This is a genomic window from Flagellimonas sp. HMM57 (assembly GCF_021390175.1).
Classification (GTDB): domain Bacteria; phylum Bacteroidota; class Bacteroidia; order Flavobacteriales; family Flavobacteriaceae; genus Flagellimonas.
The window spans coordinates 47,454-68,620 of record NZ_CP090004.1 but is presented as its reverse complement, the minus strand read 5'-3'; the positions used below and the strand labels follow the sequence as shown (position 1 = coordinate 68,620).

Sequence of the window (21,167 nt, the reverse complement as noted above, 5' to 3'; positions counted from 1 at the left end):
ATTATAATCCAAATTCAAAATGAAAACTAGAGTTTTAATACTAATCGCCATGGGGGTTTCTACGATGGGTCTTGCCCAAAAGAACGAAATCAAGGCAGCGGAAAAAGCATTAAAAAGCGGAGATGCGGCAACAGCCAAGACTACCTTGGAAAGTGCGGCTTCATTAATCGATGCGGCTGACCCTAGATTACAAGCACAATATTATGCAGTAAGGGGAAATGCTTATGCAGATTTAGCAAAAAAGGGAGATGCAACAGCCTTCCAGCCTGCTATCGATTCTTATAACAAAGTTATATCCATAGAAGAGGCAAGTGGTAAACAAAAGTATACATCGGTTGCAACGCAAAGTTTGTCACAAATGACCGCAGATTTAGTTAACGCAGCTGTAGAAGATAACAACAATAAGAAATTTGAAGAAGCTGCCGAAAAATTATATATGGGCTATACATTGAGTCCAAAGGACACTATTTATTTATATTATGCAGCTAGCAGCGCTGTAAATGGTCAGAGTTATGAAAAGGCATTGACCTATTATAATGAGCTCAAAACAGTTGGTTATGACGGTAGCGGTGTTACCTACACTGCGGTGAATATAGAAAGTGGTGAGACTGAGACCATGGACTTAACAACTAGGGACCTTTACGTTAAAGCGGGAACACACAAAGACCCAAAAGAAGAAAAAACACCTTCAAAAAAAGCTGAAATCGTTAAAAACATTGCACTTATCTACCAGCAGTTGGGTGAAAATGAAAAAGCTCTAGCCGCTTATTCTGATGCAAGGGCAGTAGAACCAGATGATGTTAATCTTGTTTTGGGAGAAGCTAATTTACATTATGCAATGGGCGATAAGGACAAGTTCAAGGAATTGATGGGCGAAGCCTCAGCAATGGCTCCTGATAATGCAGATTTATTGTACAATATTGGTGTTATCAATATGGAACAAGGCAATCTGGAAGATGCCAGGGATGCGTATAAAAAAACATTGGCCATAGATCCAGGTTATATCAATGCATTGCTAAACCTTTCAACTACTTATGTTAATGAAGGGAACGCTTTGATAGATGAAATGAACGCTTTGGGAAATTCAAGAGCTGATATTGCAAAGTATGACGAGTTAAAGGTGAAGAAAGATGATTTGTTCCAAGAAGGTGCAAAAATATTAGAAGATGCACTAAAAACCAATCCAGATAATCAGGGTGTATTATCACAACTGAAAAATATCTATGGAGCTTTGGGTGATACAGATAATTTTATGCGAATCAAAAAATTGATAGGAGAAGAATAGTAACAATTCTTGATTCCAAAAAAGCCCCTGATTTCATGAAATCAGGGGCTTTTTTATATTATTTTTTTAATGACCCTAAGCTGATGGGTGTATTTATTTTCTTGTGTATTAAAAATACCGGTGTGGTCTAAACGATCCACACGAACATGTCCGTGGACGTGTATGATATAGTTGTCTTGTAAAATAATGCCAACATGGTCAATGATACCTTCGCTATTATCAAAAAAAGCTAAATCTCCAGGTTCGCTCTCTTCGATAAAACTAAGTGCTTCTCCTTGTTTGGACTGTTGTTCTGCATCTCTTTTTAATACATGTCCATTTATTTTATAGACCATCTGGGTGAATCCTGAGCAATCTATTCCAAATGGGCTTTTCCCTCCCCACTGATAAGGTGCTTTCATATATAAAAGCGCTGTGTCTATAAGATTGAACTTAGACTTTTTCCCTTTTATGGAATCTCCCTCAAAGGTATGGTTGAACATAGGTGCAGCAGATATTATGGAACCAAGTACTATAGGCGTTAGTATTCCGTCAGTAGTACAGATATGGGAGACAATATCTGAAGAAAATGCATTATCCTTAGAAGTAGCTTCTAATGTTTTAAAGGCTTCTTCCTCTATCAACGTAATTTGATAATTAGGTATCCAGCCTTCAAAATGATCATAAGCTACTCGGATTCTGCTCCATTTCTTCCGTTGCTCCAACACCTTAAAATATTCTCCATACAACAATTGTGAATTCATTTCACTACTATCATCTGGAAGTGTTCTAATGGGAACAACACTTAGATGGCAAATTCCGTATTGCATCTATTTACTACGATTGAATTAATTCCTTTCCAAAACAATTGCCGAAGCACCACCACCACCATTACATATTGCAGCGGCACCAATTTTGGCATTGTTCTGTTGAAGTACGTTTAACAAGGTTATGGTAATTCTAGCACCTGAGCAACCTAAAGGATGGCCCAAAGAAACAGCACCACCGTTTACATTTACATTGGAATCGTTTAATCCTAGAAGTTTCATATTGGCAAGGCCAACCACAGAAAATGCTTCATTAAATTCGAAAAAATCGATATCATCTATTGAAACTCCTGCACGATTTAAAGCTTTTGGAAGAGCTTTGGCAGGTGCGGTCGTAAACCATTCTGGTTCATGTGCTGCATCTGCATAACCCGTAATGGTTGCCAAAGGTGTTAGGTTGAGTTCGGCGGCTTTTTCTGAACTCATGAGCACGACTGCAGCTGCTCCATCATTTATTGTTGATGCATTGGCGGCAGTGACAGTACCGTCTTTAGTAAAAGCAGGTCGTAGTGCCGGAATTTTTTCCATTTTCACATTACCGTACTCCTCATCTTTGTTTACAATGACCGGTTCCCCTCTGCGTTGCGGAACTTCGACCGGAATTACTTCGTCGTCAAATTTTCCGCTATCCCATGCTTGGGCCGATCTTTGGTACGATTGTATAGCATACGTATCTTGGTCCTCTCTGCTAAAATTGTATTCCTTGGCACATGCATCAGCACAAACACCCATGGCATTTTCGTCATACGCATCTACAAGGCCATCTTTCTGCATACCATCAACCATTGTGGCAGGTCCAAATTTTAGACCTTTTCTCATATAAGAATAGTGTGGGATAAGGCTCATGTTTTCCATACCTCCAGCTACTACAATCGAGTTTTCTCCCAAGGCAATGGATTGTGCTGCTTGCATGATGGCCTTCATCCCAGAGGCACAAACTTTATTGACTGTTGTACAAGGGACTGAATTTGGTATTCCAGCATGTATTGCAGCTTGTCTTGCAGGCGCTTGCCCTGTTCCAGCTTGTACCACATTGCCCATCAAGACTTCTTGTACCATTTCTGGTTTTAAGTTTATTTTTTCCAAGGCCCCTTTAATGGCTGTAGCTCCTAATTTGGTTGCTGGGACGCTGGATAATGCTCCCATAAAGCTTCCTATGGGAGTCCTTACGGCCGATACGATTACAACTTTATTCATGTATGCTTTTTTACTGTTGCGAAAATACTAAATTTAAATACAAGCTTTGGTGCAAAACGTTATCAGCACTTCTTATTAATATTTTTCTATTTTTGGTGCTAACTGTATAGTCAATGGGAAAAACTTTGGACAACATTTATAAGCATCAATCGCTTGCCTACAAGTATTTTCTTTATTTGGTTACAGTTGCATTGATCGTGTTCTTTTTCCCTAAAGGTGGAAAATTTAAGTACGAGTTTCAGAAAGGAAAACCTTGGCAATACGAAAATCTCTATGCTCCTTTCGATTTTTCCATCAAAAAAACGGACGAAGAACTGTTGTCCGAGCAACAATCGATTAAATCTAACAAGTTAGATTACTACGCTTACAATAAAGGAGTTTATGATGATGTATTGGAAGATTATTCCAATAGTTTTAGTAACATTTTTTCTTCCAATCAGTATACCACAGAGCAGCGCACCCAACTTTTTGCCATTGGGAAGAAAGTTTTGGATTCCATTTATCAAAATGGATTTATAAACCAAGAAGTCTTAAGCGATGAGATTTTTTTAGTGAAGGAAAATCGCGCAACAATAACATCAACAAGTACAATTTTTACCTCAAAGAGTATTCAGGGCAAGCTTCCCCAGCTTTTAAAAAACCAAAATTTAGGCAATAGTAGCGGACGTTTGATGAAGCTCATAGGTTCGGTGTTAAAAACAAACTTGTCCTATAATAAAAGTCTTTCTGATAAGGCTCTGGAAGAAGAGCTTTCTAAAATTTCTCTAACCAGAGGAAATGTTACAGAAGGTACACTTATAGTTGCAAAGGGAGAAGTTGTTGAAGCCGAGAATCTAAAAATATTGGATTCTTTAAAAAGTGAGTACGAATCTGAACTATGGCGAGGAAACAACTATTACTTTATCCTGTTGGGCTATATCATTTTGGTCGCATTGGTATTGATCATGTTATTCCTTTTTCTAAAAAGATACCGAAATGAAATATTTAATAACAACAATAAGGTAACGTTTATTTTTGCGAACCTATTGCTAATGGTTTTTGCAACGACTTTAATGGTGAAAAATAATGATAGTTATGTTTATGTTGTACCACTGTGCATTCTTCCATTAATATTGAAAAACTTTTTTGATGCAAGGTTGGGACTATTTGTCCATGTTCTGACAGTACTTATATTGGGTTTTGTGGTCCCCAATAGTTTTGAATATATTTTTCTTCAAATAATTGCCGGTATCGTTACCATCTTAACCGCTTCTGAATTGTACAAGAGAGCCAATCTGTTCATTTCGGTTGGCCAGATTACACTTATTTATATTGTTGGGTACTTTGCTTTTCATGCAATTCATGAAGGAAATCTTGAGAATATTGAATGGGTGTTATTCGGTATTTTTGTGTTGAACGGACTTTTGACATTATTTGCCCAACCACTGATTTATATCTATGAAAAGATATTTGGACTTATTTCTGATGTTTCGCTGTTGGAGCTTTCAGACACAAATTCCAAATTGTTAAAAGAACTTTCGGATAAGGCTCCAGGCACATTTCATCATTCATTGCAAGTAGCCAATCTTGCAGAAGCAGCTGCCAATGAGATAGGGGCCAATGCCATGCTGGTTAGGGTAGGAGCTTTGTACCATGACATAGGAAAAATGAATAAGCCCACTTTTTTTACAGAGAACCAAATCACTAACGTTAATCCGCATGATGAATTGCCGCCAAGAGAGAGTGCCAAGATAATCATAGACCATGTTATCGAGGGTATTGAAATAGCTCGAAAAAACAATCTCCCAGATAGGATAATCGATTTTTTACGTACACATCATGGAACTTCTTTAGTTTTTTACTTCTTTAAAAAACAACAGGAATTAGAGGAAAATGTAGACGAAAAAGATTTTAGATATCCGGGGCCGATACCTTTTTCCAAGGAAACAGCAATATTAATGATGTCAGATGCGGTTGAAGCTGCTTCTAAAAGTTTGAAGAACCCCACTTTTACAATGATAGATGAATTTGTGGAAAAGATTGTAAGCGGGCAAATGAAGGCAAATCAGTTTTTAAACGCTAACATTACTCTAAAAGAGATTGAAATGGTGAAGAAAGTATTGAAGCATAAGCTGACCAACATTTATCATCTTAGAGTAGAGTATCCAGATTGATAACTACTTAGATAAATTTACTTAAAAAAGTAAAAAAATAGTTGCGATGTTACGGATGAAAAGGTACATTTGCATCCGCATTTTTACAGTGCATGTTCATAAAAATAATAGGAGAGGTGCCGGAGTGGTAACGGAGCAGATTGCTAATCTGTCGACGCGTAAGTGTCGCATGGGTTCGAGTCCCATTCTCTCCGCTATTTTTTTTGCAATTGATAACCTTCTCGGGGTGTAGCGTAGCCCGGTTATCGCGCCGCGTTTGGGACGCGGAGGTCGCAGGTTCGAATCCTGCCACCCCGACTTTTTATGAAATCAAATAGTAACAAAAACTTGGTAATCGTATGATTATCAAGTTTTTGTCGTTTTAGGGCAATCATTTAATTTGAATTGATATGGTAAAATAAGTTACCTATTCGGTTACCTTGTTCTGAAATGGTTCAAAATGGTAACCGAGCTTCTTTGATTTGACTTTCGTTTTGAAATGTTTAATTTTTAAAAATGGAAGTATGCAGACTATTCACACATTCAGTGTTCTCTTTTGGCTGAAACTAGCCAACAAAAAGGACAGCAAAGCCCCGCTTTATGCACGTGTTACCGTAGACGGTAGACGCGCCGAGATTTCCCTTAAAAGAAAAGTGACCATTTCAGATTGGGACGCTTCTAAAAACAGATTAAAAGGTTTAGGCAGTGAACCTAAATCAATGAACAACTATCTTGATGGAGTACATTCCAGACTTTTTGAATGCTACCAAAAGTTAAGGAACGGAAATAAATTGGTTTCTCCTCAATTGGTCAAGACACATTTTTTGGGTAACGGAGAAAACAGGTATGCCATTACCGATATTATCGAATACCACAATGAACATATGAAAGAGACATTGCGTTGGGGGACACAGAAGAACTATTTCACCACCCATAAGTATATATTTCTTTTTTTGAAGCAAAAACACAAAACAACGGATATGTACCTTTCCGAACTCAATTATAAGTTTATCATAGATTTTGAGCGTTTTTTACGCCATCAAAAGGATATGGGGAACAATACCGTCATGAAACACATAGAAAGGTTTAGAAAGCTTGTAAACCTAGCCCATAAGATGGAATGGCTGGACAAAGACCCGTTTATAAAGTTCAAGGCAAAGTATATCCGAAAGGAAAGGGCATATCTTACATTGGGTGAGCTACAGACCATCGAACAGAAGGAGTTTACTATCGAAAGGTTACAGCTCATTAAGGATTTATTTGTGTTCAGTTGCTATACAGGATTGTCCTATGGGGATGTCATGAACCTTACAACGGATAATATCTGTATTGGGATAGACGGTAAAAAATGGATAAGCTCATATAGACAAAAAACGAGCATACCCGTTAGGATTCCTTTGCTTCCAAAAGCACGGGAAATCATAAACGGTTATGAAGACCATCCCAATACTTTTGCGACCAAGAGAATTTTTCCATCTATCTCAAATCAGAAATTGAATTCATATTTAAAGGAGATAGCCGATGTGTGCCATATCAACAAGAACCTCACTTTCCATATAGCTAGGCATACCTTTGCAACCACGGTAACCTTGAGCAATGGGGTACCCATAGAAACTGTTTCAAAGCTATTGGGGCATTCCAAGATAACGACCACCCAGATTTATGCAAGGGTACTTGAAAGAAAGGTAAGTGAGGATATGCAGCGATTGGAGCAGCATTTATAAATATTGGGAAGGAGAACAATACGCAATTACGATGTTATATTTTACAACCCCTTTAAGAGTAAGATATAGCTGAATACTTAAATGTTTTTCATGAAAACTTATCGCAAAAACCTTTGCGTGACGCTCAATCGTCGCTTAATCTATCATTTTATTATTAGTGGAAAACCCGCGCACCGGCAACCTCTTTTTCCACCAATAATAAAACGTTTTAAAAGTTGATGTAACCTATCTGGGAAAAACAAGTTTATGAAAGATGTTAACAAAGTTTTTTCCGCACTTCTAGTTTTCATAATCACATTTAATTCCTTTTTCGTCCCGTTTTTAATTGGCCTCGGCACTTATTGTAGAATAATCGGTGCGAAGAATTGATTTTTGGTGCATAGAAAAATTAAATAAAAAAACACTATGGGCACTTTCTTTGGGATTTTTTCTTTGCTCCTTGTTATGAACCTATTATTGCTGTTATTAAGTGTAAACAGTTCCAAAAGAGATGTTTTGAAAAAAAACAGTACAAAGATCAGTAAGTGAATGTTAACTACAACCATTGGTAGCCTTACCTAAAAAAGGGTAAGGCTTCATCAAATTGAAGATAACAAAACCGCCACTTAACTTTTAACTAGATCCGGTCCATTTTTAGTTGAAGATTTACAAAGTCCAAAAGGGTAGTAGTTGCTCTCCTCAATAATTTCAACGGTGGTAATACCACCATTGTAGTTGGCATCTAGATAGCGGCATAAAAAAACCGCACCGAAGAGTGGTTCTGTTCTTTTACTTTTTAGTTTACTGATTTACAATATTCATCATAAATGTCCACCAATGGTTCTTTGCTTCTAGTTGTCAATGATTTATAGATTTCGCCACAAAACTTTTTGGAGTTATATTGAACCACATCTTCCATTTCTCAAAAAAAATTATCCGCATACTCTCCATCAACAAATTCAGCCATGTTTGAGTATAGTTTCAAAACGTTTCCTTTATCCATTAAAGCATTGCGAACAATCAACCCATCTATATAATCAAACTTTTTTATATCCTTATCAGGGTAACTAAAAGAATAATAATAAAAGTATTCCTCTGAACTTATTGGAATAATTCCTTCTATACTTTTATGACTAAAATTGTCTTTTTTCAAATCGGATTCAAAAAACAATTTTATATTTCTCTTATATTCTTGAAAGGTCCTATTCTCATCAAGAACCATTAATGAATCTATCAGACTATTCTGCTTTTGTTTGGATTCAACGATAGCTATAGGTTTCTTCTTGTCCATTGCAGTTTTGGTATCAACAACGGTTTTCGGTTCTACTTGTTCCAGACTATTCTTTTTATCATTTCTGATACAATTCGTGTAAAGCAATAGCCCCACTATTATGAATACTATTTTTCTCATTATAAATCAGACTTATTTAATTTTCCTCTTAAAACTTACTGTCTGGTGGTCGAGACATATACTGCTTGCCCTCGATGTACTGATCAGGGACTACAGGACTAAAAAAGCGTACGCTTCTTAAAACAAAAAACCATCCTTCGGGCTGGTTTTTATTTTTTAAGTCCATATAATAGAATCAAAAATTCTTGTAAGAATAACTAATCAAATACCATTTATTGGCGTTTAACTCAAATTGATAATTAATATCATAACCCGAGTCTTTTATATATAATCTTCAGTTCGCTACAAGTTTTTCAACTGATATCTTGCTTATTATACTTGCATTCTTTTCATGATGCTTATCTTCCTCAAAATAAAATTCCCAGTCCTCTCGTGTCCAAACATAGTTGTCCTTGTTGGTTTCTGAGTCAGAATTAAATCCTTCTATTGGAAATTTGATTCTGCCATATCTAAAAATAGAGTCCTTGATGAATTTTGATAAAAAGACATCAAAATCTTCTACTTTTTGAAGTTGCTTATCTGAAGTTGTATTCTTTGGAGTAAGATTTGAGTCATTATTATTGGTGACAATCCCATTCTCTTTCTGATTAAGCTCCACATAGCCTATAGAATCAAGGGTTGTTTTTTCTTTTGAAACTTCTTCCTTCTTTTCACTTTTACCGCTTGCAAAAAGAACTAATAAAATAAATACAATTAAATTTATTTTCATGATATCATTTAATTTACAATCCACAATCCACAATCCACAATCCACAATCCACAATCCACAATCCACAATCTGGTCTTGGTGGAAAAGGGGCGGGCGACGGGTTCGGTGCTGGGCTTGGATTAGGAACAGGATTGGGTGAGGGACCTGGAGTCGGACCCGACACTATAGGTGCCGGGGCTGGTGTCGGCACTGGTGCAAGCGCAGGCCTTGATTCAGAAGAATTATTACTTTCTCCCGTTTCCGAGGATTCTGAAAAAAGTCTGATAGACAAGTCTGCCCAAAAAAGAGACCATTCTATACTACTTCCAGAACCTAAAGCAGGTATTTCCCTGCCATGTAGCTTTTAATCCAAATCATATATTGATTGAGGATCAACTTTATTTGATTTATTAAAGACACCCTTCAAAGAATTTGCTTTAATAATCTCAAAATGTAAATGTGGCCTCGTACTACCTCCTGTATTTCCGGATGTAGCTATCAATTGTCCATTCGAAACATTATCCCCAACCTTTACCAACGAACCACCTTTTTCCAAATGGGCATAAAGAGTATAGTATTCATCTGCATGTTGAATAACTATGTACCTACCATAACCATCAGAATCCCATCCTACTTTTACCACTTTGCCTCTTGCTGCTGTGTTAACATTTGTTCCTGATGGGGCAGCCAAATCAATACCTCTATGCCCTGTTCGCCCTAGATGCATTGATCAGGGATGCCAAGGCAAGATTGGCCTATTCATAAAAAAGCCACAACTCTCGCTGTGGCTATTATATCATCTACCGTTTAGTTTCTTTTATTGTTACGTGGATTCGTCCAATATCTCCACCAGATACCAACAGTCGTCTATCAAACTGAACTTATAGGTTACATGGATACCATTGTCTATTCCAAGTAATTTATATAGATTATGATTTTCCTTTTTCTCAATTTCAACTTCGTATTTATCATACTCACTATTAAAAGCCTCCTTGTCTTTGGTAAAATCCACGTAATTAAAGGAACCATATTCAACAATTTCCACTGTAGTGGTTTTATCAGTTACGTCCTTATAATAAAACCATTCTAAAGGATATTTTACCCTGTTCTTTTGAAAGACACTGTCCTTGGCAAATCTTTCGAAGAAAGCATCAAAGGTCTGATTGCAGTCTTTGGCCATTTCGATGGGTTTAATTATTTGTTCTTTCTCTTCTTTTTGATTGGCCACTTTCTCGCTCAATACAGGCGATTCAATGGTACTTGAAGAGACATCTTTATTACTGGGCCCCTGTTTACAGGAAGATGCTCCCAACATTATCAAAACAAATACGGTCAATTTTATTTTTGTCATATCTTTTTGTTTCTTTTTTAAAATCCACAGTCCACACAGTTTGGTCTTGGTATCGGAGCGGGCGGTGGTGTTGGTGTTGGTGATGGTGTAGGGATTGTACCCCCACCACCTGATGGAGGCGTAACTGGTATCGGCGTGATAGGTTGTTGATTAACGGGAACAGGAGAAACAGGTTCTCTGGTTGTTGAACTACCGCTACTACTGCTACCACTGGAAGAACCAGAACTACTGGTTTGCCCTCCTTGGTCTGGAGTCGTAAACGGGATATCGAATATGCCCCAACTTGAACCAAAATTATAAGCCTCTGCATTTATAAATGGCCCCATTTGGGGTATCCATCGTTGGGGATCTATTAAAGCACCATCAGATCCTACAGGATTGATGGGACTTCCATTTCTATGGATTTCGTAATGTAAGTGTGCCCAATAGGTTCCTTTACCTCCTTTTATTTTTTTATCATAGCCAAATCCAGAACCTCCTAGCAATCCTATTGTTTGCCCTTCATTAATCTCTTGGCCTTCTTCAACAGCTATAGAACTTAAGTGAAGATATCTGGTCATAAAACTCCCATCAGGAGACTCTATTTCTATATAACGCCCTGCAGCTCCCTCATTGGTTGAGTGGATTCTTACAACAGTACCAGAATGAGTTGCAAGAATTGGAGCGCCATAATCTGTATTATATCCTCCGGAAAAATTAATATCTACCCCATTGTGGTTTCTAGTTCTCCCATTTCTAGTTCTTGGTCCAAAAGGACTACCTAACCTTCTATACCAGTTTCTAAACATTTCAGGTACTGGCCATGGAATCGTGCCCGCAAAATCACTGAAATATATGGGGTTGTTGAACCCAAAGTTAAAAGGTGACTGGTTTCGCATAAATTCTGCCAAGGGATCCATATTACCCCATCTTCCTATATCGGGCATGTAATTTCTACTGCCAAAATCATAAGTCTCTAATTCCAAAGATTCATCATACTCCTTGCCTCCGAACTTGAATCGTTGCGCAACAGAATTGCCCAGCGGACTTACATTTCCGTTATAGCCCTTATGGGACAATCCGAAGGGATAATAGTTGGTCTCCTTTGTTATCTCGTTTGAAGCATCGATACTTCCGTTGTTATCGGCATCAGTGTATGATAACCGTACGTTTCCTAAGTGATCCTTGTACTGGTATACATAGTCATAACCTCCATTCCAATTTGGGGTAATGTACCCCTCAGGCTGGTTAAAGAACTGTAATGTACCGTTTTCATAAATGTAGTTACCCGCATAATCCGTAGTTGTCACAGAACTTCCGTCGGTCACCGTCTTTTGCAACTTGATGCCCGAATCGTCATAAATATAGGTAATCTTTTTCAGATCGTCGTTATCGAACTTTACTTCCACGGGCAGGTTCAAATGGTTATAGGTTATGCCATCGATACCTGTAGTTCCTATTCCCTTGTTCAGGTCGCGCACCATATTGCCGTTGGCATCATAGGTATACTCCGTTGTCAATTCTGTCCCATCCACAAAACCAAAAGTAGCGCTGGCGTTTGTTGCTTCGTCTACTGCCTGTAATTGGTTGCCATTGTAGGTATAGATCATGTCATCCATCAAGCCCAAACCAGTATTGTTTACCAAAGAGGGGCTATTGTTTGTCCAACCTTCCCGTTGCAAGGTCTGTATGTTGCCCATTTTGTCATAGCTTACCCCAGAGAGGCTATACATGCCTGTATTGTCTGTGGCGCTTTCTATCCTGTTCAGCGCATCAAATTCATATTTATACCACCTCAAAGAATTATCCGTGTTCGCCGTCCTCCACTCGGTTTCCGTAATATTACCATTGTACAGTGCGGTTGCTCCGTGGGAGGGTGAGTTATAGGCAATGCTGAAGGCAAAGAGGTCCGTCCCTATACTGGCCGGATCGTTGATCTGTTTTAACCATCCCCTTATGTTATAGGCATAGTCCACCGTCTGTAGGTTTCCTGTGGTGGTGGCAAAGGTGGTTCCGGATGTGCCCCCAACTTTTTTCCGTACCAGTTGTCCGAGTTCATCATAGTCGTTGTAAACGATCAGCTCGTGTGCAAATTGGGTATCGATCTTGGCAGTGTAGCTCAAACCAGGGGCTGCCACTACGTGAAAGCCAGGGCGAAGGATAATACTGCTGGCAGCAATATCCGTTCGGGAACCGGTCACTTGGGTACTGAAAACAAGGGATGTATCCGTAGTGGCACTATTGCAGCTTTCCCCAAGGGTCGCGTCCCCTATGCATTGGGTCTGTCTTAACAACCGCCCCACATGGTCATAGGCAAAATTGTCCAACGTAACTATGGTCGCATTGTTCCTACTATGTGAGCTCCGTACCTTTAGGGCCCTGCCCACAAAATCAAGTTTTGTCCCTACCCTGTCCACCGTACCAAGATATGCATTTTCGCTATAGGTATAGATGGGTCTTGCCTTATCGTCATAGCGCGTCACGGTGGTGATCCATCTGGCGGGTGAAACGTCCAATACCTTGATCTTGCTGCCCGTGGCCAGGCCCTTGGTCCTGGAATCCATGGGTTCACCAAACACACCAGCAGGTGGTCCAGGTTCGTTCGCCCTATCAAAATCGTAATCGTCATAATAATTGATGGTCAATATTTCGGTCAGTTGTGCCTGTGTGGTGGTAGTTGTTGGATAGGCCCCATCATTGTAGGAGATATCGGCGCCACCGAAAGTGGTCTGAGCACTTCGGGCAGCCCATAGATTCCCAGTAAGGCCGTCCACTTCATCCTGTACCGCTGTTCGGGTGGTGCCCACCGTTGAAGTGGCCTTGCCCGTATAGGCCACCCTGCCAAAGGCATCGTATTTGGTAAAGAGCCATTCTCCAGATGTTCTTTGATTGGCATCTTGGGTCATAATGGGTTGGTCCGCCCTATTGTAGATGATGTACTCTTTTTCTTTGCCTGGAATTTGCTTTGCTACCAATCTATTTCTGTGATCGTACACATATTGGTATCCCAATTCCGGCATATTGCTGATCAGAGTTCCTATGGCTGTTGTGGTCGCCTCCATCAGGGGGGGCAATACAAAGCTCAGGTTACCATGGTCATCGTACACATAATAGGTATCGTGTGGTTGGTCACTTTCATAGGTGCGTTTTAGCACTACCTGGCCTTGTTTATTGGTAAATGCTTCTGAGGTATGGTCGTTTCCGCTAGTATGGTTTTCATCTTTTGTTACACTTTTATAAAGTTCTCCATCACCATATGCCAAATTGGTGCTGTTTTCCACCAAAGTGGGCACATAGGTGTCTCCGCTTACAGCAAGGCTTACCTCAAATTGGCGCACATTGTCCGCAGCGGTATTGGTTTCGTAGCCAAACTCTATCTCGTTGCCTTGACCCATTGCCCAGTCGTTCCCTGGGGCCGCTTGTTTGTATACCCTGTTCAATGGGGATTGCTCAAATCCTTTTTCTGAGAACGGGTTTTGGGTATTTTCGTATTTAGAGACATCATACCACGTATTGATATGGGCCAAGTTTCCGGTTTTTAGACTCCCGGGCGTTCCCTGCGAACTTGCGTAGGGTAAATACTCCTTTACAACACGTCCATAACCATCGTATTCCATATGGGTAACAATGTCCTGTTTTTGGGGAGAGTGGTCCATCCCTATTTGCTGGATGCCACGCCCTACACCATCAAAATAGGTAATCTGTTGTATAAGGTCATCATTTGGCGTAAAGAAATTAGGTGCCGTAGCCTGCCCCGTTTGGTATGCTCTGGTGTAGACATAGTTATCACCGCTAATCGTTAGGTTGATGTCTGGGTCCGTGCCCAAATCTGGCCCATTATTGGTGCAATTGGCCAAGGGTTCTACAGTGATGGTAACCAATACTCTATCTGATTCGCAACCAGAGGTTGTATTATAGGAACTGGCATAAAAAGAGCTTCCAATACTTGCGCCATTTAATGTTAGTATACCTTCCTCTAGATGGTTGGTAGTAGTTTGGTTGATGTACCAACGTACAACATTACCATTACCAACGGTTAGATCTATATCCAGTGTACCTCCGGGACAGATTCCATAACTACCAGCTCCTTGCGGTGCTTGCGTACCACCAGTAACTTCTACCCCCAAAACATTGGAGTATCTTACTTCCCCACTACAGGAAGTGACCTTTCTACGGTACCAACGATCTGCAGTTAAACCCGATGGTGGGTCATAATAAAACCCATTTGCCTCTCCGGCGGGGCTCCATGGCCCATTTGCGCTATCTGCATATTCCCAACTGTATGATGTTTCCGTGGTGATCCTTCCGGGCGGTAAATCACTATTCACTAAATCTGGTGGGTCTCCATTATAACAGATTTGGTTGCTACTATTTGAATAAAAGGCTATACTTCCTCCTGCAAATTGATTGATAGCAGTAACATTTCTGGAACTTGGTGAGGCACTCCACGATTGTGAGGCCACGTGATAGTTCCTAAGATAATACGTTCCAGTACCCGAATTTGCGTGAAATTCAGTGGCATAGCCCTGTGAGGTATTTTTATTGGTACTGCTCTTACCTTGCCAGTACCATCGAAAGCCCGTTTCCGGTGTTCCATTGTGTTTTAGCACAAGCTCTCCACAGGCATTTTGAGCTATCAATGGAGTAGGCGGTGCTTGGGGTCCAACTACAAATACCTTAAGGCTACTGGTTATATAATTTGTTACGGCATTGCTTTCTTTTCCGGAAACACCAATTGTATATTCCCCCGGAGCATCGTATTTAATCGTAACCGAGTATTTATTGGCTGAATATGACAGGATGGTTCCCTTGTTACTGGGAACAGTCCATACAATATCTTCCAAACCAACGGGAGGAGTCATCGTATAGGTCCGCTCTTCGCCTACAAACATGTTGGTATCTCCAGAAATAAAGGTATCCTGGTTACCTGAATCTGGAGCTCCACAACTATTTGCCGGAGCTGCAGTTATGGTTACTTGCTTTCTTGTACTGGATTCACAACCAGCATAAGCGTATGTACTACCATAATAAATACTCCCTATGGCTACTTCAGTTAGTGCTAATGTTCCCTGATCTATGTGAGTACCTCCTGTTGGTGCCGTATACCATCTTATGGTATTTCCGCCACTTGCTGGGACAAGGGAAACATTCAAGTTACCATATTCACAACCTTCAACAGTACTGGCGCCCGTAGGAGCAGCAAGCGCTCCAATAACGGTAATCTTTTTTGAAGCTGTATAGGCTACTTGTCCACAAGAACTTACTTTACGACGATACCAGCGATTTGATGTAAGGTTTGTAGTTGGGTCATAGCTGGTTCCTGTAGCTCCAGAAACATCTGACCAACTGCCATTGTTAGAAGAAATTTGCCATTGATAGGTATAGCTATTGTTACCACCACTTGCAAGTGAGGAACTTGCCAAGTTACCTGCATTTTCACCTGAACAGATTGTTTGTGCCCCACCAATGCTCCCAGCAGTCAAAACAGGACCAACATCCATGAGTACAGCAGTTGTATATTTTGTTTGTCCGCAAGAGATGACCCTCCGCCTATACCAACGATCTGAGGTAGCATTGCTAGGCGGTGTATAGCTTTTTGCAGTTGCTCCACTAATATTGGACCAGCTGCTATTGTTTGTGGAAACCTGCCATTGATAACTGTACGTATTTCCGTTGATAGGATTGGCGGTACTACTTATTTGACTTGGATTTCCCCCATAACAAATGTTTTGGTTGCCACTTGTACTACCAGAGGTCAATGCCGAACGCACCGTTATTTTTACTTTATTTGTATATTTCGTCTGACCACAGGAAATAACCCTCCGCCTGTACCATCTACTTGAAACCATGTTTCCGGGCGGGTTGTAGCTTGTAGATGTTGCTCCACTAACATTGGACCAGCTGCTATTATTTGCGGAAACTTGCCATTGGTAAATGTAGCCTCCCTCACCATTACTTGCCGTTGCCGTGCTGCCTATTGTACCTGGATTTCCAGAATAACAAATAGTTTGTGCACCACTAATACCGCCAGGAGCAAGTTGTGGTCGAACATCAACCATCAACACATTTGAATATTTTACCTGCCCCCCACAAGAAGTTACCTTTCTACGATACCAACGATCTGTAGTTAGACCAGTGGGAGGAATATAAGACCACCTGGAAGTTCCATTGGTATCTACCCACGGTCCGCTGCTGCTATTTGCATATTGCCATATATATGATGTGCCCGGGTTACTAGTCCCTTGAGCTAAAACGTCATTCACCAAGAAAGGTGGAGTTCCATTATAGCATATGACGTTGTTTGAGCCCTGTACTTCAATACTTCCCCCATTGGTAAATTCCTTAATGGTTACTGTTACAGATGATGGATTCTCACTCCACGCTCCTGAAGCCGTATGCCGTGCCCTTAGATAGTATGTTCCCGAACCATTGTTTAATGTAAATTCATTGGAGTATCCCAACGAGGTACTTTTACTGGTGCTGCTCTTGCCCTGCCAATACCAACGATAACCGGATGGAGCACCACCATTGAAATTAGATCTAATCACAGCAGTACCGCAGGAATTACTCTTGATGGTTGGGTTATCTGGCGTTTCTGGGCCGGCTACGGTAACTGAAAGGTTACCTGTAATATAACTTGTATAAGGCGCACTAAGATTTCTGGCCGAAGCATAAATAGTAGCTGGTCCAGCAACATCAAAACGAATAGTTGCTTGATAATTATTGGTAGAAGTTGAGATTACAGTTCCATTTCCACTGTTAACGGACCATGTAATTTCACTAAGGTTTGCTCCCGCTGCAGATAAGTTGTACACCCGTTGTTCCCCTACAAAAACACTTTGATCTCCTGAAATAGTTATACTCTGACCTGTAGCATTAAAAGGTAATGATATGCCACAAAAGATTCCAATCAGAATTCTCATTAAATTCCTTTCTAATTTTTTCATTTGGTTAAGTTTTTAGTTCTGAACGGCGGTCTTATATTCATACTGGGTATCCGATAGGATATTCCCATCAGCATCCCTAACCTTTTCCAATCGTTGAGAACCATCATACCCATAGGTCGTGGTATAACCCCTAGGGTCTGTCATGGTGCTTATACCCACGCCTTGTTTGTAGGTATATGTGGTTACAAAAGCGTCCGGCAAAGCTGCCCTGATCTTATCCAACAATTGCCGCATCCGTGTTTCTGAGGTAGTACTATTTAGAAGTTCTGCATTTTCTCCGCTGGTCAACGATTGTTGCACATTTACCCATTCTGCATTATGTACTTTGGCAACAGGATAAAGTTTGTTATCGTATCCCCACACATACGAAACATGGGTGCCATCATTCAGGGTATATTGAAGTAAATTTCCATAATCGTCATAGAGATCGTATGTAATTTGTTGCTGTTCAGAACTACCTTCTTTTTTTGTAACTATGTTTTTTGGCTTGTATTTATCTGAAAGTACATTCAAAGGACCATATTCTGTAATTTGCTCCCCTAAAAAAGTAGTGCCATTATATACTTTAACTTCCACAGGTTGTGCGCGTCTATTTGCAGCGATAAGTTCAGACATATATGGACCACTACTCTGCATTGGGTAAAGGGTTTCTTTTATTAGGTTCTCCCCTTCACTGTTTATAGTTGTAGTACGTGTTGGCCAAAAATGTATGGAAGGCCATAGGCTATTTTTATTCCCATACTCTTGAATCACAGTTGAAGAAACTATATCTGGAGTTGCGGTATTTTCATTGAAATACTGTTTGGTCACAGTACTATCCAATAAAGCGACCCTTTGGTACATGGGATAAATGGCGTAATGTGCTATGGGAGCCAATGATGAGCCGCTGAAATATACTTTGGCCGCGTCCGTTATCCCCACTTCATGAGTGGAGTACTGATTGATGGTCTCTTGCACCACCCTATCATTATTGTTATAAACGGTCTCCCAAAAAAGCTTGCCATTTAGATGGGCATTAGAATTTGGGGTAAGACCCAGGTAATAGACATTACCATAGGAAACAAAATTGTCTCCCCCTAAGTTATTGTTATAATTGTACCAGCCATATTCTGGCACATTTCCAACATAGCGCAGTACATGCTGATTGGGCTGGTTATAATACAGACTGGTATTGCTCCCCAATTGATTCTCGGTAGAATCGACCTTCTTCTCAGTGACCTGGGTATAACCAATATGGTTGCCAGGACCGTTGAGCAAGCCAGAGCCACCCATATTAAAAAATGTATCGCTGTATCCCTCTGGTGTATAGTCAAAAGCGCCATAAATGGAATGGTAGACCAATTCGTCCATCAATAAGCCCGATGAAAGCAAAGTATTGGTAACCGTGTATTTGCTGTAATCATAAGTGCGTTTTGAGACAAATTGACCATCGGAACCATAGTCCGTGATACTGTTTATACGTGCTCCACCCACCTCATACTCTTTGACCAATAGGTCTTCACTCGGAGGAATATCAATTATATAAGCATCAGTAATGGATACAGAAAGTCCAACAGGGCTGGCTTGTGGATTGATGGACAAACTATAGGTCCCATTTGGGAGACTTAAAGTACCTTCAAGACTTGTCTGTGAGTCATAAGACAAACCATTGGTGGTCATCGTTCCATAAACTTCAGATGGATTGTTTAAATTGGTAATGAGAAGGAGATCCAATGGATTACCGGTGGAACAATTACCGCCTCCCTGTCCATAATTGCCACAACTAACAACTGCTCTTACAACAATATTATCTCCAGGAACAGTACCTGCCCCTTGAATGGTAAAAAAGCCATTTATAGTAACTCCTCCCGATTTTTGCAGCTCAGCTCGCTCAAGATATTGGTAACTGTACTTATAGTCAGTAGAATTATAATGTACGTTCCCGGGGTTTGTAGGGGTTTCCACTGTAACACGGTTGCCTTCATATTCAAACTCCGTGCGTCCTTTGGTAGGGTGGTAAACTGTTTTTAACAACCCTATTTTGCCATACTTAAAATTACTACTACGGGTAGCTCCTTCATAAATGACATATTTGTTATCTGCCTTTGGTGCTCCTGCTCCAGGACTATATCTTACATATCGGCCAAAGGAAGGTGCTCTTAAAACTTTGTTATTATTGCCAATATTTGTTTCGCCATTGTAAAAGCCCCAAAAGTCGACTGAAGGAGAATCTTTAGCGGGCAGGCTATTTTCATACAGGTAATCAAAATGGTAATCCCTATCATCAATCTCGACCTTGTCTAACTTTAAGCGCAAATAACGCTCGGGCTCGGCATCGGAAATCTTGTCAGCATTGAAATAACTATAATGCAGATTAGCAAGCTTAATTTGCTCACCCACCCTGTTCTGTACGATGATTTTTGACAGTCGACGCTGTTTAGTTGCATAAATAGTTCCCAAAGATGCGTTGGGAAGAGCATTGGGATGCAAGAAACCTGTAATCTCGTCATGTATCTCCCAATTATAAAGGTCATCCCTATTTTCCAATTCAAATTCCACTTCCCCGAAATCCCCATGGATACGTTTAAGGTACTTGGCTTTGATTACCGTAATGTTGCAGCCGACCGAAAAACTATTGGTCACATTTCCTGTATAACTATAAACCTGTTTGGCGTTAGCCCCTCCACCATTTGGGTTAATGGTTATACTATGGGAATAGTTTGGGTAGGTAAAATAAAGTCCATCTTCATATTCAAAGTGCAGTTTCCGCTTAAAGGGCGATGATATACTGTCCAGGTGGAAGGACATAATGGCATTCCTTACTTTACTTAAATCTATAGCGATAACTCCTACTTGATCTCTGGCAAGAACTTCATTTTCAATGTTTGGTGAACCACCAAGATCTGGTAAATAAAAAGGGTTTTCTTGTGAACGATAGGGATCAGAGCGCTCCTTACTATCAAAATAGTAGGTAAAGCCATGGGCATCGACAATCTCAAACCGTTGGTCGTCCACGTAATAACGGATGACCAGTTCGGCATTATCGTGGTTAATGCCATAGATGAACTCACTATTACCATCCCATTTTGATAGCGTGAAAGAATAACTTCTTCCAAAAAGGCTTACTGTAAAAAGATCAGGTTCCATATCCAAAGCCTGACGATTCGAATATGAATTAGAAATCATTGTAGAATCGCTAACAGTAAGTTTTTGGTTGGGAATACTTGAATTAATATTGACCGATGGCGAATATATATAGCCTTTGCTTTGAAGGAATGGTGAAGCATTGGCCAAATCCAACAGGTCATCAAACCCATTTATCTTTCGACGGATTACCGCATTGGCGTTTAAGTTCCATCCCAGACCCACCCAAGTAGCTTCTTGACCTACACGAATACCCCTGTATTGTATGCAAGATTGATGGGAATAGATAGGCCTTCAAAATCAATAGTATGTATTGGAATGCTCACATTGGCAGTACCTGTGTGTTTATCAACAGGTAAATTCCCATAAGTGCCCAGTCCCGCAACCTCTGGACTTGTAGGAATTCGTTCTACATAATATTCAGGATTTGTTAGACTATAGTCTTGTGCTTTTACAGTTAAGCCAGTTAGTGTACAAATGCAGGCAAAAAGAAAAAATCGCATAGTCATTGGTCTTTTAGTTATTATTTTTTGTGAAATCTTTCT

General features: G+C 40.1%; 13 protein-coding genes and 2 tRNA genes. 6 read left to right on the top strand and 9 right to left on the bottom strand.

What is annotated here, in order from left to right; genetic code table 11:
* Positions 1 to 19: 19 nt before the first annotated feature.
* Positions 20 to 1,285, top strand: a complete 1,266-nt coding sequence (locus tag LV716_RS00315) for a tetratricopeptide repeat protein (protein ID WP_163419300.1) — start codon at positions 20 to 22, stop codon at positions 1,283 to 1,285.
* 53 nt (positions 1,286 to 1,338) lie between these two features.
* Here LV716_RS00315 and LV716_RS00310 read toward each other — a convergent pair whose 3' ends face one another.
* Together LV716_RS00310 and LV716_RS00305 are read right to left on the bottom strand one after the other, a co-directional pair.
* Positions 1,339 to 2,094, bottom strand: a complete 756-nt coding sequence (locus LV716_RS00310; protein WP_163419299.1) for a C40 family peptidase — start codon at positions 2,092 to 2,094, stop codon at positions 1,339 to 1,341.
* 18 nt (positions 2,095 to 2,112) lie between these two features.
* On the bottom strand, positions 2,113 to 3,288 hold the full coding sequence (locus LV716_RS00305; protein ID WP_163419298.1) for an acetyl-CoA C-acyltransferase: 1,176 nt from the start codon (positions 3,286 to 3,288) through the stop codon (positions 2,113 to 2,115).
* A 113-nt stretch (positions 3,289 to 3,401) separates the two neighbouring features.
* On the opposite strand from LV716_RS00305, the gene LV716_RS00300 reads away from it, so the two are divergent.
* The 4 genes from LV716_RS00300 (at position 3,402) to LV716_RS00285 (ending at position 7,144) form a co-directional block, all read left to right on the top strand.
* Entirely contained in the window at positions 3,402 to 5,441 is a 2,040-nt protein-coding gene (locus LV716_RS00300) for an HD family phosphohydrolase (protein WP_163419297.1), read from the top strand.
* 110 nt (positions 5,442 to 5,551) lie between these two features.
* Positions 5,552 to 5,635 (top strand) — tRNA-Ser (locus LV716_RS00295).
* Between the two features lie 28 nt (positions 5,636 to 5,663).
* Positions 5,664 to 5,738, top strand: a tRNA-Pro gene (locus tag LV716_RS00290).
* Positions 5,739 to 5,944: 206 nt separating this feature from the next.
* Positions 5,945 to 7,144, top strand: a complete 1,200-nt coding sequence (locus tag LV716_RS00285) for a site-specific integrase (RefSeq protein ID WP_163419296.1) — start codon at positions 5,945 to 5,947, stop codon at positions 7,142 to 7,144.
* Positions 7,145 to 8,045: 901 nt separating this feature from the next.
* Here LV716_RS00285 and LV716_RS00280 read toward each other — a convergent pair.
* Positions 8,046 to 8,534 (bottom strand): hypothetical protein, encoded by a 489-nt coding sequence (locus tag LV716_RS00280; protein ID WP_163419295.1) that lies wholly within the window; start codon positions 8,532 to 8,534, stop codon positions 8,046 to 8,048.
* Positions 8,535 to 8,808: 274 nt separating this feature from the next.
* On the bottom strand, positions 8,809 to 9,243 hold the full coding sequence (locus LV716_RS00275) for a hypothetical protein (RefSeq protein ID WP_163419294.1): 435 nt from the start codon (positions 9,241 to 9,243) through the stop codon (positions 8,809 to 8,811).
* A 131-nt stretch (positions 9,244 to 9,374) separates the two neighbouring features.
* Here LV716_RS00275 and LV716_RS00265 point away from each other — a divergent pair, with 131 nt between their 5' ends.
* Positions 9,375 to 9,590, top strand: a complete 216-nt coding sequence (locus LV716_RS00265; protein WP_163419293.1) for a hypothetical protein — start codon at positions 9,375 to 9,377, stop codon at positions 9,588 to 9,590.
* Here LV716_RS00265 and LV716_RS00260 read toward each other — a convergent pair.
* The 5 genes from LV716_RS00260 to LV716_RS00240 all read right to left on the bottom strand — a co-directional run bounded on the left by LV716_RS00260 (position 9,587) and on the right by LV716_RS00240 (position 21,125).
* A complete protein-coding gene (locus LV716_RS00260) occupies positions 9,587 to 9,949 on the bottom strand; it encodes a M23 family metallopeptidase (RefSeq protein WP_163419292.1) in 363 nt (120 codons plus the stop codon). The genes LV716_RS00265 and LV716_RS00260 overlap by 4 nt on opposite strands.
* 96 nt (positions 9,950 to 10,045) lie before the next feature.
* On the bottom strand, positions 10,046 to 10,573 hold the full coding sequence (locus LV716_RS00255) for a DUF4348 domain-containing protein (protein WP_163419291.1): 528 nt from the start codon (positions 10,571 to 10,573) through the stop codon (positions 10,046 to 10,048).
* A 17-nt stretch (positions 10,574 to 10,590) separates the two neighbouring features.
* Complete coding sequence (locus tag LV716_RS00250) at positions 10,591 to 17,499, bottom strand: DUF6443 domain-containing protein (protein WP_163419290.1); 6,909 nt, start codon at positions 17,497 to 17,499, stop codon at positions 10,591 to 10,593.
* Between the two features lie 12 nt (positions 17,500 to 17,511).
* Positions 17,512 to 20,847 (bottom strand): RHS repeat domain-containing protein, encoded by a 3,336-nt coding sequence (locus LV716_RS00245; RefSeq protein ID WP_233759189.1) that lies wholly within the window; start codon positions 20,845 to 20,847, stop codon positions 17,512 to 17,514.
* A 17-nt stretch (positions 20,848 to 20,864) separates the two neighbouring features.
* A complete protein-coding gene (locus tag LV716_RS00240) occupies positions 20,865 to 21,125 on the bottom strand; it encodes a hypothetical protein (protein WP_233759188.1) in 261 nt (86 codons plus the stop codon).
* Between the last annotated feature and the right edge of the window lie 42 nt (positions 21,126 to 21,167).